Genomic DNA, 15436 nt, shown 5'->3' with positions numbered 1-15436 from the left:
TGCTCGGTCTTCTCACTGTCATCCTCTCGTTCTCCGGCGTCGCGAATCGCTATCGAGTGGCTGCCGCCGCCTCCCGCGTGTCCGCGACCAGCGCGCGTAGTTTCTCCAGCGTTCGCTTCTCCACCTGGCGGATGCGCTCCCTCGTCACGCCGCACTCCTTGCCCACCTCGTGTAGCGTGCGCTGGCGGCCGTCGTCGAGGCCGTAGCGAAGCCGGATCACCCTCTGTTCCTGCGGCTTCAACGTCGCGAGCAGTTCGTCGAGCCGATCCCGGGGCAGCGCGGCGGAATCGCTCTCGTGATCGTCTGGACCGGACAGCTGGATGAGCTCGCCAAGTGGCGTGTCGCTGTCCACGGCAGCCGGCTGGTCGAGGCTGACCGGTTCCTGGCAGTACGAGAGCAGCTCGACAACCTGGGTCGTGGGCAGGTCGAGATTCTCGGCGATCTCGTCGTTGTGCGGCCGGCGTCCCAGCGTGTCGGAGAGTTCGTGACGCGTACGCAGCAGGCGGTTGATCCGGTCGAGCACGCGCGGTGGTATGCGAATGACGCGGGCCTGCTGGCCCAACGCCCTGGTGATCGCCTGGCGGATCCACCAGGTCGCGTAGGTCGAGAACCGGAAACCGGGGGTGTAGTCGAACTTCTCCACCGCGTGGATCAGGCCGAGATTGCCCTCCTGGATCAGGTCGACGAGCGGGATGCCGCTTTTCGTGTAGCGCGTCGCGATGCTCACCACGAGCCGGAGGTTCGCCTCGACCATATGGTTCTTCGCCTCGGCGCCCTCCCTGGCGACCGTTTCCAGGTCCGCCCGCAGGTCGGCGGGAAGCGGCGGATCAGTGCCGTCGCGGCTGTGCGCCAGGACCGCGGCCGCGTAGAGGCCGGCCTCGATCCGCTTGGCCAGCCGTACTTCCTGCTCGGCCGTGAGCAGCGGCGTGCGGCCGATACCCGTGAGGTACGTCCGGACCGGATCGCTTCCGCGGGCTGCTCGCCGCTCGTCGTCTACTCCCGGCTCCGGGCGGATGAGTGCTGTGGTCACCGCTTCGCCGACCTCCAGGCCTCTCGCGGAAATACCGTCCGGCTTTGCCGGATCAGCATGCATCGCGGTGCTGGCACGGCACCGTCGTGCCGGTACCGCGGTTGCGGCGAGGATCCCGCTGGTCAGCGGGCCGCGATGTGGTGGCGTCGACGGGTGTGCGGGGCGACTACGGCTCGCCGGTTCTGGCCCCGAGTGCCGGCGGCTGCCGGGAGTGCCCCGGCGCGCCCTCGCCGCCGGCGAGTACCGGGCCGCCGGGAGTCTCCAGCTCCCACGCTTCCACCTCTGATCTCGCGGCAGGCTGCCCGGCCTGCTGGCCGCCCTCCTCGGGTGAGTAGGTGCGGCGCGTGGTGCGGTCGGCCGCCGGGGCCGGCGATTCGTGCTCGTTCGGCCGCGCCGACCGGCCGGTACCCCGCAGGCCCGCCGGCAGCACGGCGTCCTGCTCGGCCGTGGTGTCCACCGGCACGTTCGCCCGCCCCGCCAGGACGCTGTCCGCGCCGGTTCCGGCGCCGGCGGTGAACGTCGACCGCTGCCGCGCGGTGTCGCGGCCCTCCCGCTCGGCGCGCCTGCGGCGCAGCTCGGCGAGTTCCTCGGTGTAGGTCTTCGCGGGTCCGGTCCGGCGCTTGTTCAGCAGCACCGGGTCCGTGGTGCCGGGCGTCCCACCGGTGTGGCCGTTTCCCGGCGGAGCCTCCTGGACACCGCCGGGTCGCGGCCGCCTCCGGTCGGAGTTGCCCAGTACCGGCGGGGCGCTGCCTCCTGTGCCCGGTGGCAGGAACGCCTCCTGCCGAGCGGGATCACCAGGCGCGGGATTCTGCCGCTGGCCGCTCCCCGTGGGTTGTGTTCCTGGCGTCCCCGGGGAACCCGCGCCCGGTGGAAGCTCGCCGAGGCCGGGTATCCGGAACCCTCTGCCGTTGCCGAGGACCCGTCCGGGTTGCGGCGGCTTGGGCTTTTCCGGGCCGGCCGGTGAGCCTGGTGGCATGCCGGAACCGGGGGGCATCCCGGAGCCCGGGGTGGGGGAGCCGGGTGGCGCCGCCGACGGCGGTGCGGTGCCAGGAGTTCCCGGCGCGGTGGGGGGCTGAGTGGACGGTGCCGTCGGGGTGGACGGCGACGTCGCCGGGGCGCGCAGCACGCCTGGGTTGCCGCTGTTGCCAGGGGGCTGCGCGAACGGGTTTCCCGGCGCGCGCGGTGGGGCCGGGGCATGAGGCCCGTTGGGCGCGCCGGGCGCGGTGGGAGAGGGCGCCCCCGGCGGTGCGGGCGCGATGGGCGCGGCGAACGGAACCGGGCCGCCGCCGGGCGCTGCCGGTGGTGGCGCCGGTGGCGCCGGTGCCACGGGGGGAGCGGGTGCAGGCGGCGCGGTGGGTGCACCGGGCGGGCTGGCGCCGCCCCCGCCTGGCGCGGTGGGAGCGCCGGGTGCGGTCGCCGACAGGGTGCTGGGCGCGGCCGGGGCCGGCCCGCCCGCGGCACCGGGCGGTGCCGGCGCACCCGGGGCGCCGGGGGCACCGGGCGCTCCCGGCCCGATCGGCATGCCTTGCCCGCCGGGGTGGTAAGCAGCGTTGAGCGGATCCATCCGTACGACGCGTGCCGACTCCAGCGTCGAGATGTACGGGGCGTACCAGTTCGCCATCTGGTTGGCGAGGTTCCTCGCGTACCGGTCGTACTTCTCCTTGACGGCTGTCTTGTGCCGTTCGATCGCCTGGTCGGAGGGTTCGTTGGCCTGGTGATTGGTGTGCCATTCCGCGGGGGGATCCTTCGCGAGCTCGGCCTTGTACTCCAGCCACAGCTCCTGCATGAGTTCCTTGCCGTCCAGCATGACGGTACTCAGGGAATGCAAGGTCCGGCCGATGAGCTCGGCATGGGCGTGCAGGCGCTCGAAGTACGCCTTGGTCAGGCCGACCCGTTCCGCGAAGGCGTTCTTGGCTTGGCCCGACCAGTCCTCCATGAGGCTGTTGGCCTGGGTGCCGAGCTGGGAGCTGTTGGTCCGCGCGAGGGTGGCGATGTTGAGCCACTGGTCGCCGCGTTCCGCCGTCGCCCCTGGCCGCTCCCCTTGGATCTGGTGCCGGATCATTTCGATGTTCGAGCCGGTACCGTCGCCGGCGCCCCAGGTGCCGGGGCCGCTCTCCCAGACCGCCATCGTGGCAACTCCGCCTTCCGTATCCGCCGGGTGCTAGTGGCCCGGCACCGACTCCAGGGCTTCCTCGGCGCGGTGCTCGGCCAGGTCGGCGGCGTCCGAGGGGTCGACGCCGTCCGGGCTTGGGTCCCCTTCCAGCGCCGGGATGTGCCGGTCGGGGGCGAAGGTGCCGTCGTCGGGGTCGGTGGTGCCGATCTCCACCGTTCCGTCGTCGTAGGTGCGCTCGGTCTCTATCCTCGTCCGGTCGGGCACCAGGTTGCCGTCGGCGTCGTAGTGCTCGGTGATCGTCCTGCGCTCGATGAAACCGTGCGCCGCGCTGCCCGACTCGGTGCGGGTCTGCTCGACCCTGCCGACGACCTGGCCGCCGCTGTACTGCGTGGTGACGGACTCGCCGCCCCGGGTTTCGCTCACCGAGGTGAGGTCGCCCTGCTCGTCCCACATCTTCGTCGTCAACGTCCCGCCTTCGGTGCCGCTGGTCTCGTACCGGAGATTGCCGTCCGAGTCGTAGCTCGTCTCCCGGTAGGTGCCGTCGGCGTGTGTCCAGGTGGTGCGGCGGCTGCCGTCCGGTGCCTCGTAGACCCGCATGGTCACGGTCACCCCGGCGGCGTAGGTCATCGTGCGTTCCTCGACCAGCTCCATTCCGCCGGCATAGTCGCCATCCGCCCCACCGATGCCCAACCTGTCGTGCAGGGTTCCGTCGATGTAGCCGGGCAGGCCGGCCGGCCTGCCGGCACCCTCTTCGGCGAAGGCGTAGCTGACCGCGTTCAGCGCGGAGCTGTTCATGTTGTCCGTGTCGCCGAAGAGGTCGGCGCAGACGTGTGCCGCCATCGACAGCGCGCGGAGGTTCGTCTCAGAAATACGCAGCGCCTCCAGCATGTCGCTCGCCGCGAGCCCCGCGGCGTCCTGGGCGCGGTCGCCGGGAGGGAAGCCGCCCGTGCTGAACGACTCGCCGTCCCCGGTTACGTAGCTGGCCTCGCCCATGAGGTCGTCCTGCAGGTTGCCGGCCATGCTGGCGGTGTTCTCGCCGAAGCCGCGAAGTGTTCCCAGGTCGGCGTCCAGCGGTTCGTCACCGCCGGTCGCCCAGCCAGCGCCCAGGTTCGGAGAGCTCACCGAGTTGCCGTCCGAGTACCAGTACGTACCTTCTCCCGCCGCTCCCGTCATCGTGCCCTCCCGGCGACGTCCGTGATGATCCGCTACCCGCAAGCTAAGCACCGGGTGTCAACGTGCCCATGCCCTCGGCGGTTCTCAGAGCGGTCGTGAGTGCGTAACAGTGTTCTAACTCGCGTGCGCACTCACGAGAGGTGACCAGGCACAACGCCGCGCCTTCCTGGGACCAAGGACAGGTTCTCACTCCGGTGGCAGGTGGGGCAGTTGCACGAGCTGGGCACCGGAGTCGCGGGTCACCAGCCAGCCGCGGCCGGCCGGGAGCGGCTGCGGCTTCAGGTTGCCCAGCAGTGGCCCCTCCTCCTTGTTGCCGGACATCAGGATGCCCGGTGAGGCCAGGTCGCGGATTCGGGAGATGATCGGGTCGAAGATCGCCCTGCCCGCGCCGCCTGAGCGGCGGGTCACCACGAGGTGCAGCCCGATGTCGCGGCCCTGGGTCATGAACTCCAGCAGCCGCACCAGCGGGTTCTCGTGCGGGTTGGTCGCGACCAGGTCGTAGTCGTCGATCAGCACGAACAGCTCGGGACCGCTCCACCAGCTGCGCTTTCGGAGCTGTTCGGCGGTGATGTCGCCGCCGGGCAGCCGCTTGGTCATGGCGTCGACGGTCAGCGCCACCATCTGCTGCACGGTCTGGCTGTTCGTCGCGTAGCCGACCTGGTACTCGTCGGGCACGAGACCGAGCATGCTCCGCCGGTAGTCGATGAGGGCGATCTGAGCCTGTTCCGGGGTGTAGCGGCCCATGATGCTCGTCGCGATCGAACGCTGGAACGAGCTCTTGCCGCACTGCACGTCCCCGAACACCAGCAGGTGCGGATCCTTCTCGAAGTCGAGGTACACCGGCTGGAGATCGCGCTCGGAGATACCGATCGGGATGCCGCGCTCGGGTGCCGCGTCGGCGGGTGGGAGCGCGGGGTACGGCAGTTCCGCGGGCAGCAGCCGGATGGTGGGCGCCGGCTCGCCGTGCCACGCCTGGTTGACGGACGTGACGAGATCCTTCACGGCATCGCCGAGCCGCTCGTCCGTGGCCTCGTCGTCCACGCGCGGGACGGCGGTGAGGAAGTGCAGGCCGTCCCGGGTGAGACCGCGGCCCGGCGTCTCCTCCGGCACGGTCATGGCCTGGCGGCGGCCCACGACGGAGTCCGCGGGATCGCCGAGCCGCAGTTCCAGCCGGGTGCCGAAGATGTCCCGGGTGTTCATCTTCATGTCCATCCACCGGTTGGTCGCGGCGATCACGTGAATCCCGAAGCCGAGCCCCCGGTTGACCAGGTCGGCCACGGCGGGTTCGAGATCCTCGAACTCGGTGCGCAGGGTCAGCCACCCGTCGATGACGAGGAACAGGTCCCCGAAGCGGTCCTCCGGGAACCTGCCCGCGCGCAGCAGCTTCCGGTAGGTGGTCATGCTGTCCACACCGTGCTCGGCGAACCGGCGTTCCCGCTCGGCGAGCAGGGTCGCCGCCTCGGCGACGGCGCGCCGCACCCGGTCGCCTTCCCGCCGGGTCGCGACACCCCCGACATGGACGAGCTCACGCATCGTGGCGAGCCCGCCACCACCGAAATCGAGGCAGAAGAACTGGACCTCACGAGGGGTGTGGGTGAGCGCGAGGCTGCCGATGATGCTGCGCACCGCGGTGCTCTTGCCACTGTGCGGGCCGCCGACCACGACGACGTGGCCACCGGCGGCCGAGAGGTCCAGCCGGAAGGTTTCGCGGAGCTGGTCGAAGGGCCGGTCGATGACCCCGGCGATGGCCTGCAGCGAGCCGTGGTCGGCCACCCGCGCGGTGGTCAGGCCCCGGTCGGGGTTCGTGGTCAGCTCGCCGAGCAGCTGGTCCAACGTCGGTGGTTCGGCCAGCGGCGGGAGCCAGACCCGCAGTGCCGGGGTGCCCTGCCCTTCCATCCGGCTGACCAGCACGTCCAGCAGGGTCTCGCCGAGCTCGTCCTCGTCGTCCACCTCCGGTTCAGTCCCTTGCGGTTGCTCGGCCAGCCGCGGCGCCAGGTACCGCGTCGAGTACTCCTGCACCGGGTCGATCCGCCTGCCTTCGCTGTCGGTACGGCGCACGGTGCCGCGCCGCTGCGCACCGGAGACGTAGGCGGCCTTGAACCGGTCCAGCTCGTCGGTTCCGGTCTTGAGGAACCCGTTTCCGGGTGAGCGCGGAAGCTGGTAGGCGTCGGGGACGCCGAGCACCGTCCTGCTCTCCATGGCGGAGAAAGTGCGCAGCGCGATCCGGTAGGACAGGTGCGAGTCGAGGCCACGCAGCTTGCCCTCGTCGAGCCGCTGCGAAGCCAGCAGCAGGTGTACGCCGAGTGAGCGGCCGAGCCGTCCGATCTGGACGAACATGTCGATGAAGTCCGGCCGGGCGGTGAGCAGCTCGGAGAACTCGTCCACGATGACCAGCAGCGAGGGCAGCGGCTCGAGCGGCGCGCCGGCCGCGCGGGCGCGCTCGTACTCGCGCTGCGAGCCGTAGTTGCCCGCCTTCCGCAGCAGCTCCTGCCTGCGCTGCAGCTCGCCCTGGATGGCGTCGAGCATGCGGTCGACGAGGTGCAGCTCGTCGGCGAGGTTGGTGATCACGGCGCTGGTGTGCGGCAGCCGGTCCAGCTTGGTGAAGGTCGCGCCGCCCTTGAAGTCGACCAGCACGAAGTTCAGCGTCTCCGGGTCGTGCGTCACCGCCAGGGTGAGCACCAGCGTGCGCAGCAGTTCCGACTTCCCGGAACCGGTGGCACCGACCATCAGCCCGTGCGGCCCCATGCCGTCCTGCGCGGATTCCTTGAGGTCGAGCACGATCGGCCGACCGTCCGGGTAAACCCCGAACGGTACGCGCAGCCGGTCCCGGTTGGACCGGGTGGCCCAGCTCCTGGTCAGCGAGAACTCGCGGGCGTCGCCGAGTCCCAGCAGATCCGTCAGCTCCAGGGTGCCCGCCAGCGGCTGCTCGCTCGCCGCCGCCGAGGACAGCCGCAGCGGGCTCAGTGACCGCGCGAGGCCGAGCAGGTCGGCGGTGTCGAGCTGGTCCGCGGTACCGACCGGGCTGGTCCCGTCCATGGTCCTGCTGCTCAGTGTCCCGTCGGCGGCGATGTCGAGGATGAGGGTCGTTGGGTCGAGAATCCGTGGCGGCTCGCCGACCAGGTCGACCAGTGTCACGCCCTCGACACCGCCTTCGATCGTGAGGTGTTCCGAGTTCTGGGTCTCGCCGCCGTCCAGGAACACCACCAGGTGCGCCGCGCCGTCGATCGGGGCGGAGTTCGGGTCGAAGCGTGGACGGTTGGCGAGCACGTCGTCGAGCATCGCCTCCAGGGCGCTGACGCTCGTCGTCACCATCCTGAGCTGGCCGACGGCGTCGTGCTTGGCCGGGTGCAGCACGTGGGGCAGCCACTTGGTCCACTCCCACTCGTCCCGGTCGTCGGCGTCGACACAGAAGGCCATGAGCACGTCACCCGGTGCGTGGAAGACGCCGAGTTGCGCCACGATCGCGCGGGCGAGCGCCCGCTTGGCATCGGTGTCTCCGGTGACGTGGATGCGGGAGAAGCCGCGCAGCGCCGCGGCGACCGGTAGGTCGGGCACGGTGGAGTAGGTGGTGACGAACCTGCGCAGCGCGAGCGCACACATGGGTTCCAGCTCGTCGACCGGTTTGGTCTCCGGTGGGGTGATCGGGGTGGCGAGTTCCTGCGGGCCCACTCCGATCCGGATGATCGTGTAGTCCCAGTCGCCTGGCCTGCGCTCCCACAGGCGGGCGCTACGCACCGTCGACCACAGCCGGTCCGGGTCGGGATGCCGGTAGAGCATGGCGGCGCGCTGCTGGTCCGCCGTACCACGGACCTGTGTCCGCAGCCGGCTGAGCTTGCGCATGTAGCGCCGGCGCTCGACCATTGTCTCCTGCTTGGTCGCTCCCTGACCGGCCTGGCTGAGCAGCGTGAACGCGATCATGCCGAGCATGCCGAGCGCCAGCAGCCCGCCCGCGACGTACATGATCGGGCCACCTATGCCGCCCCGCGCCCCGATCATCAGGACCATGCCACCCATCATGCAGAGCATGGGCAGGACCATCAGCGAGCGCGTCCAGTTCCGGCCCTTCGGCTCGGGGTTCTCCGGGGGCGGGTCGAGGACGACGTCGCCGGACGGCAGCTCTGGTGCCGGCCGCCGCACGGGCCGCTGCACGATCACCGTTGCCAACTGCTCGCCTTTCGGGTGGTGCCGCCGAGCCGGTTGCCGCGGCTCGGTCCGGGATGGGTGTTGCCTGCCGGACCTAGTATGAGTTCGCCTGGCTACCCTCCCGGGCTCACCGGTTCGGACCATCTCGTGTGGAGGTACGTCGATGACGGCCCCGGCTTCGGCCCTGGGCGCTGCCGCGCTGGCCAGGGTGACCATCGTCGTTTCCGGGCGAAGGATGGACGTCGCCCTGCCCGAGGACGTGCCCGTGGCCGAGCTGCTGCCGTACATCCTGCGGCATGCCGGCGACGACGCGGCCGATGCCGGCGAGCGGCACGGCGGTTGGATGTTGCGGCGTCCCACCGGGGACGATGTGGACACCCGGCAGACGCTGGCCGCGCAGAAGGTGCTCGACGGCGAGGTGCTGCACCTCGTGCCCGGCCAGCTGGAGTGGCCGGAGCTGGAGTACGACGACGTGATCGAGTCCATCGCGAGCGGTGCCCGGCGGTACGGGCGCAGCTGGGGGAGGGCGGCCACCCGTCGCTGCGGCCTCGCCGCCTGCGCCGGCGTGCTGCTGGCGGGGACGCTGGTCACCCTCCTCTTCGAGCCACCGTGGCTGGTGCCGGGCCTGGTGCTGTACGGGATGGCCGTCGTCCTGGTCGCGCTGGGCGCTGTCATCGCCCGCGCGTTGCCCGACGCCACGGCGGGCGCCGTTCTCGCCGGCTGTGGTCTGCCCTACGCGTTTCTCGGCGGGCTGCTGCTGACCGGACCCGAGCACGCCGCACCGGCCGGCTTCGGAGCGCCGCAGCTGCTGCTGGCCTCGGTGTCGCTGCTGGTGTTCGGCATCGCGGGCTACCTCGGGGTCGCCGCGCTGCCCCGGATCTTCGTGGCGGCGGCCACGGCGGGACTGATCGGGGCGTTCGGCGCCGCGCTGGGCGGTTCGATGGAACCGGACGGCGCGGCGGCGCTGGTGCTGACGGTGGGCATCGGTGCCCTGCCCGGGTACCCGCTGCTGGCGATCCGGCTCGGCAGGCTGCCGCTGCCGGTGCTGCCGCAGCGGCCGGCCGATCTGCTCGACGACGCACCATCGCCGAAGCCGCCGGTGGTCTTCGCCGCCGCGGCCCGCTCCGACGAGGTCCTTTCCGGACTGCTGCTCGGCCTTTCCGTGGTCGCGGTTACGGCCGGGAGCTACCTGGCGGTGCACGGTGAAGCCACACGGCTGGGCATGCTGGCCGCCGTGACGGTGGCGCTGCTGTTGCGAGCCCGCCTGTTCGCCGTGCCGCGGCAGCGGATCCCGTTGCTGGTGGCCGGTACCGTGGTCGGCGCGCTGCTGGCCGTCGCGTTCTCGGCCGGCTTCGACGACTCGGCCTGGGTGCTGCTGCTGCTCGTCACGGCGGTGGTGGCGGCGCTGGCCGCGTTCGCGGCGCTGGTGTACAGCAACCGCAACCCGTCGCCCTATCTCGGCCGGATCGCCGACATCGTCGATGTCCTCGCCGTCCTCGCACTGATCCCGCTGGCCTGTTCCATCACCGGCTTCTACGCGTTCGTACGGGGCGCCGCGGCGGGGATCGGTTAGCGATGCCCAGCCGCAAGGACCAGCTGCACTCGTACCAGTTCATGATGCAGCGCGTGGTGTCGTCGCTGATGGTGCACGAGACCGACCCGGAACAGACGCCGCTGCGCAGGGGAGTGGGCGCCGCGTTCGCGGGCATCATGATCGCGGCGCTGGTGGCGGTGATCTTCGGTGTGATCGGTGTTTTCACCAACGTCGGCGGCTCGGGCTGGCGCGAGAACGGCTCGATCATCCTGGAGGAGGAGACCGGCGCAACGTACGTGTACCACGACGGGGCGGTGCGTCCCGTCCTGAACTACGCCTCCGCGCGGCTGATCAGCGGGCAGCCGCAGGCCGAGGCGCACCGTCTTTCCACGGGTGATCTCGCCGGGGTGCCGCGCGGCGTGACCGTCGGCATTCCCGGCGCGCCGGACTCGCTTCCCGCGAGGGACCAGACCCTCGGCATGCCGTGGAGCACCTGCGAGGTACCCGGTGAGGACACGGCAGGCACACCGACCACGACGACCACGCTCATGGTCGGTGAGCGGCCACCGGGTGGCGCGCCGCTGGGGCAGCGGGGCCTGCTCGTCCGCGACACCTCGGACGGCGCGACCTATCTCGTGTGGCGCGGGCACCGCTACCCGATCGCCGGTGACACTCCGGAGAGTGTCGTCCGCTCCCTCTACGGTGCCGGACGGGAACCGGTGGAGACCGGCGCCGCGTGGCTCAACGTGCTGCCGGCGGGGCAGGCGATCGAACCGATCGCTGTACCCGCGCGGGGTGAGGATTCGACCGCGGTGCCGGGGCGCACCGTCGGGGAGGTGGTGTACCACCCGATCACCGGCGGCATGCGGCAGCACTACTTGGTGCTCGACGACGGCCTGGCCCCGCTGACCGACCTGCAGGTGCGCGTGTTGCAGGGGCAGCAACCCACCGAGCCGCAGCGCGTGTCCGCGCAGGAGGCCGGTCAGGCACCCACCAGCCGCGCGCTCGCACCCGCCGGCGGTGAGACGGAGCCGCCCGAGACGCCGCCCGGACTGGCGTCACTGCCCGCCGACGGCCGGATCTCGCTGTGTTCCGTCACCTCCGGTGTGGGCGCGACGCCGGAGATCCGGCTCGGTGTCGATACCGCGAACCTGCGGGCGGGAGTCGAGACGAGCGTGGCCTCGGGCACGGGCGCCCGGCTCGCCGACCGGGTTTTCGTGCCGCCCGGCAGGGTGGCTGTCGTGCGGGCGCTGCCGTCGAGCACCGCGCGTGCCGGGGCGTTCAGCGTCGTGACGGATCGGGGCCTGCGGTTCCCGGTGCCGTCGCGGGAGGAGCTCGCCGCGCTCGGGTTCCAACCCGGTGATGCAGTGGACGCTCCCGAGACGCTGGTGCGGCGGATCCCCTCCGGCCCGACCCTGTCGGCGGCCGCGGCGATGCGTGCCGCTCCCGTGCACGGTCCCGTCGGCTGATTCCGGCTCGCACGAGAGGAGGAGGAAGCCTTTGCGGCAGCAGGCGTGGCGTCCGGCCACCGACACGGAGCAGGACATGGCCGCGGCGCTGGAGGAGCGGGACGGGCGGCGCTACGCGCGGCTGCTGGAGTCGTGCCGGCTCTACCTTCCGGTGCTGCCGGACCCGGGTACGCCGGAATGGGCTCGGCTCGCGGCGGCTTTCCCCTTCGGAAGGGACTACGTGCTGGCCTTCACCTCGCCGGAGACCCTGCGCTGGGTGATGGGCGAGCTGGCCCAGCACTACCACGACGTCGATTTCGAAGCGCTGGCCAGGATATGGCCGGATTCGCGGTACCAGCTCGCGGTGAACCCGCACGTCCCGATCGGTGTTTTCCTGCCGATCGGCACGGTGCCCGCGATGGCGCGGGGCGAGGTGTCGTTGGTGTCGCTGGACGGTCTCCAGGGGGCCGCGACCAATGCGTTGCCGCGGCACGTTCGCCGGTTCTGTCTCGCCGCGCTGGGGCAAGCGGCTACGGAGCCTCTGGACACCGGCGAGGAGCCGTTGCGGGAGTACCCGCCTGCCAACGATCTGGAGCGGCGGCTGCGGGACGCGCTCGACGAGCAGGACGGTGGTGGGTTCGCCCTGGCCGTCGCCTCGGCCGAGCTGGTGCTCCCGACCGGCGAGGCCGTGCCGGATCCGGGAATGATTCATCAGGCGGGCTTTCCCTGGCGGGTCGTCGACGCGGCCGGGGTTCCGGTGATTCCCGTCTTCAGTTCACCGGAGATGCTGGAGCGGCTCGGCACGCCGCATCGTGTTCAGGTGTCGTTCATCGACATCCTGGTCAACTGGCCCAGTGCCGAGCACGTGCTGTGTCTCAATCCCGGTGCGATGACCGAGCTCGTGCTGCCGGGCGACACGCTCTCCGACATGGTCGGCGCAGTGCTCGACACGGAGGGCCGGCCGTGACGAGGTGGGCTCACCCGGGATCGCGATTCCCGTACCGAACCCGCACCGCCCCCGCGGCGTGCGGCCGGAGAGCCGCTGACCAGGTGGTTACCGGGCTCCTGTGGCGTGGGTGCTGAGCACCGGCTGCGAGCGGTCGTGGGCAGGCTTGGCTACGACCGAAACGATTGGGGTGAGAAGCCTTGACCATCGAACTCACGCCGGAGCAGACCCAGCAGCTCAAGCTCGCGATCAGCGATACGGCCGAGCAGGGGCGGGCGTTGATCCAGAACAGCAACAACAACTACGCGGGCATCGTGAACGCGCAGTGGCGCGGCACGGCATCGGCCGCGGGGATGAACAAGCAGAACGAGCTCATGGGTATCTGGACCGGCCAACTGCAGCCGATCCTGGCTCAGCTGCAGCACAACATCGCCGCTACCGAGAACATGATCGGGGCCGCGGACGACGAGGCGTCCCAGGCGCACAACGTCGTCAATGCCGACGGTGGCGGCGCGATGCCCAACTTCGCCCGCCTGGCCTGAGCTGACCTCCCCAAGTCCGTCCACACGGTACGGAAAGGAACCTTCATGTCCAGGATCACCTACAACGTCGGCGCCATCGGCGAGGTCGGCAGCAGCGCGACCAGCATCTCGGCGCAGATGCAGGCGCTGTTCGACGACCTGATGACCAGGGCGAAGTCCATCGTCGGCGAGGGCTGGCAGGGTGGCGCGGCTCTCGGCTTTCAGGAAGCGCACACGAAGTGGGACGCCGCCGCCAAGAAACTCAGCGACGCCGAGAACAGGTGCGGCATCGCGACGCAGAACGCGGCGACGGACATGCACGCGACCGACAACAAGTGCGCGGGGCTTTTCGTCTGAAGTGCCGGAGGCGTGCGGGCATCGAGCGGGCGGGTTGCCTGCTCGGCGCCCGCACGCCCGGCACGCCGAACGATCGTGGAACGGCCGTGAACTCGTGATGTCAGCTACCCGCGGGCTTACCCCGGTCGGCCAGCAGCTCGACCGGCGGCTGCGGGTGTTCGTCCTCGGGCCGGTCCTCGGGCACCGCGGCGAGGCCACTGCGCCAGCGCCGCCGATGACCCTTCGGGCCGAAGGCGACGGCGGCGGCGACCAGCACGGTGAGCCCCGCACCGGCGGCGACGAGCTGGTAGGCGAGCGTGTTCGCGCGGTCGGTCTCCCGCGCCCGCGCGGCCTCCTCGGCGCTGATGCGCGAGCGGGTCATGGCCGGCAGCGAGGCGGGTTCGCCGGCTACCGCCCGTTCCAGCACGGCTGGGTAGGGGTTGACGACGCCGTAGCCGTAGCGAGCGCTGCCCTCACCCTCGGGTGCGGGCGCCGCTGTCGCGAGCAGGCGCTGGGTCACCTCCTCCCGCGACGCGTCCGGCCGGTGGGCGCGGACCAGTGCCGCCGTCGCGGCCACGTGGCCGGCGGCGTACGCGGTGCCGGCCACGGTGCCGAGCCCGCCACCGGGCAGTGTGGTGAGCACGTCGTCCCCGGGTGCGACCAGATCCACATGGGCCGGGCGGGAGCCGCGGGCGGCCATCCCTTCCGCGTCGATGGCGCCCACCCCGAGCACCCCGTCGATCGCGGCCGGGTACGGGGTGGTGCCGGAGGGCTCGTCGCGCTGGGTTTCCCCGACCGCGGCCACGAGGAGGATGCCGGAGTCCAGCGCACGCCGCACGGCGGCACGCAGCGCCGGGCTGTCCTGGTAGGCGACCTCGGCGACCACGATCACGGTCGCACCGTTACCGGTCGCCCATTCGATCCCACTGGCGAGCGTGGCGGGATCCACGGAGCCGCGCGGTTGCCGATCGGCCGGGTAGCTGTCGCCGACGACCTTGACGGAGAGGATTCGGGCTCCGGGCGCGAGCCCGTGGAAGCCGATGCCGGCACGTTGCCGGCCGGCGATGATGCCGGCGACGCCGGTTCCGACACCGAGGCAGTCGGGACGGCCGCTTTCCGCGCCGAATCCGGTCGCCGGCGCGAGATCCGTGCTGCCGGCCTGGCGCTCGGCGAGGAACGGCGTATCGGCGACACCGGTGCCGATCACGGCGACGACCTGCCCGGCGCCGGTGGTCATCGGCCAGACGCGCTCGGCGCCCAGCATCCGCTGTGGCCACGGGACCGGGGCGGGCAGCTCCGTGACGTCCCGGCACTGCTGCTGCCGCGCCACGGCCGGCCGGACGCCAACTACAGCCGTGGCGAGCACGGTGGTGCCGCAGAGAGCGGTCACGAGAGCGAGTATCCAGAACCGGGTGCCGCGCATGGTCTGAGATTGAACACACCGGACGCAACAGTCGAGACGCGTCCACCGAGGGAGGCAACCGTGGAACCGCCGAGCACGTCCATGCTGACCGAGCTGATGGAGCAGTTGCGGGACGCGTCGAGAAACCTGCCGAACACACAGGAACGCCTCATGTCGCTGACCGGGGTGGGCTGGTCCGACGACCGCACGGTCAAGGTCGAGGTCGGACCGCGCGGCCAGCTCGTCGACGTGCACATCGACCCCAAGGTGTTCCGCCGGCCAGACGCGTACGCGCTGCGCGGGGCGATCATCGCGGCGAACGCGGCGGCCGTCCGCACGGTACTCGAGAAGACGCGCGAGGTCATGGAGGACCAACTCCCGCCGGAGCTGAACGACCTGCGCGCCCAGCTCCGGCCGGGCGAACCGGCTCCCACCGAACGAATGCTGCGCACCGATGCGGAAATCCTGTCCGAAAGGGAGACAACACATGAGCGGTGAGATCAACGTCGAAGCGTCGGCCCTGGTGGCCGGCGGTGCCCGGATCTCGGCGGTCGCCGGCCAGTTCGGAGTGTCGTCGAACATGGGCGTGATCACGTCGCTGGAGCACTTCGGCGATGACGAGATGGGGCGGGCTTTCGCGGCGAACTACCCGGACACCGCCGAGGTCTTCGAGAACCGGGATCATCTGGCCGAGAGCGGCCGGTTGATCGGCGGCAACGTCACCGCGTCTGCCGGCATGCTCCAGGCCACCGACGACGAGGCCGCCGGCGAGCTCGGCGGCGGTGTGTGA

Annotated in this window: 12 protein-coding genes; 7 read left to right on the top strand and 5 right to left on the bottom strand. The window is 71.3% G+C overall.

Annotated features, from left to right (window positions below; translation table 11 throughout):
• Positions 1-49: 49 nt before the first annotated feature.
• The 4 genes from JAP66_RS24210 to eccCa all read right to left on the bottom strand — a co-directional run bounded on the left by JAP66_RS24210 (position 50) and on the right by eccCa (position 8471).
• Complete coding sequence (locus tag JAP66_RS24210) at positions 50-1030, bottom strand: sigma-70 family RNA polymerase sigma factor (RefSeq protein ID WP_307849699.1); 981 nt, start codon at positions 1028-1030, stop codon at positions 50-52.
• Positions 1031-1196: 166 nt separating this feature from the next.
• Positions 1197-3158 (bottom strand): WXG100 family type VII secretion target, encoded by a 1962-nt coding sequence (locus JAP66_RS24205; protein ID WP_199434139.1) that lies wholly within the window; start codon positions 3156-3158, stop codon positions 1197-1199.
• A gap of 33 nt (positions 3159-3191) precedes the next feature.
• Positions 3192-4316 carry a hypothetical protein gene (locus tag JAP66_RS24200; RefSeq protein ID WP_199434138.1) on the bottom strand — a complete coding sequence of 375 codons (1125 nt, stop codon included), beginning with the start codon at positions 4314-4316 and terminating at the stop codon, positions 3192-3194.
• 186 nt (positions 4317-4502) lie between these two features.
• Entirely contained in the window at positions 4503-8471 is a 3969-nt protein-coding gene (eccCa, locus tag JAP66_RS24195) for a type VII secretion protein EccCa (protein ID WP_307849702.1), read from the bottom strand.
• A gap of 151 nt (positions 8472-8622) precedes the next feature.
• On the opposite strand from eccCa, the gene eccD reads away from it, so the two are divergent.
• From eccD to JAP66_RS24170, 5 genes are all read left to right on the top strand, one after another.
• A complete protein-coding gene (gene eccD, locus JAP66_RS24190; protein WP_199434136.1) occupies positions 8623-10032 on the top strand; it encodes a type VII secretion integral membrane protein EccD in 1410 nt (469 codons plus the stop codon).
• Between the two features lie 2 nt (positions 10033-10034).
• Entirely contained in the window at positions 10035-11462 is a 1428-nt protein-coding gene (gene eccB / locus JAP66_RS24185) for a type VII secretion protein EccB (protein ID WP_199434135.1), read from the top strand.
• 31 nt (positions 11463-11493) lie between these two features.
• Positions 11494-12408, top strand: coding sequence for an SseB family protein (locus JAP66_RS24180; RefSeq protein ID WP_199434134.1), 915 nt, complete (start codon positions 11494-11496; stop codon positions 12406-12408).
• Positions 12409-12587: 179 nt separating this feature from the next.
• The gene (locus tag JAP66_RS24175; protein ID WP_199434133.1) at positions 12588-12929 is read left to right on the top strand and encodes a hypothetical protein; all 342 of its coding nucleotides are present in this window, start codon (positions 12588-12590) and stop codon (positions 12927-12929) included.
• A 45-nt stretch (positions 12930-12974) separates the two neighbouring features.
• Entirely contained in the window at positions 12975-13265 is a 291-nt protein-coding gene (locus JAP66_RS24170; protein ID WP_199434132.1) for a WXG100 family type VII secretion target, read from the top strand.
• Positions 13266-13365: 100 nt separating this feature from the next.
• Here the strand turns inward: JAP66_RS24170 and JAP66_RS24165 are convergent, their stop codons facing one another.
• Complete coding sequence (locus JAP66_RS24165; RefSeq protein ID WP_235999354.1) at positions 13366-14667, bottom strand: S8 family serine peptidase; 1302 nt, start codon at positions 14665-14667, stop codon at positions 13366-13368.
• Between the two features lie 60 nt (positions 14668-14727).
• Here JAP66_RS24165 and JAP66_RS24160 point away from each other — a divergent pair, with 60 nt between their 5' ends.
• The gene (locus JAP66_RS24160; RefSeq protein ID WP_307849698.1) at positions 14728-15144 is read left to right on the top strand and encodes a YbaB/EbfC family nucleoid-associated protein; all 417 of its coding nucleotides are present in this window, start codon (positions 14728-14730) and stop codon (positions 15142-15144) included.
• Positions 15134-15436 carry a hypothetical protein gene (locus tag JAP66_RS24155; protein WP_199434131.1) on the top strand — a complete coding sequence of 101 codons (303 nt, stop codon included), beginning with the start codon at positions 15134-15136 and terminating at the stop codon, positions 15434-15436. The genes JAP66_RS24160 and JAP66_RS24155 overlap by 11 nt, the downstream gene beginning before the upstream one ends.

The sequence above is a fragment of the Qaidamihabitans albus genome, from assembly GCF_016464705.1.
In the GTDB taxonomy this organism is placed as follows: domain Bacteria; phylum Actinomycetota; class Actinomycetes; order Mycobacteriales; family Pseudonocardiaceae; genus Qaidamihabitans; species Qaidamihabitans albus.
The sequence above is the reverse complement of the archived record's forward strand: the minus strand, read 5'-3'. Positions and strand labels throughout refer to the sequence as shown.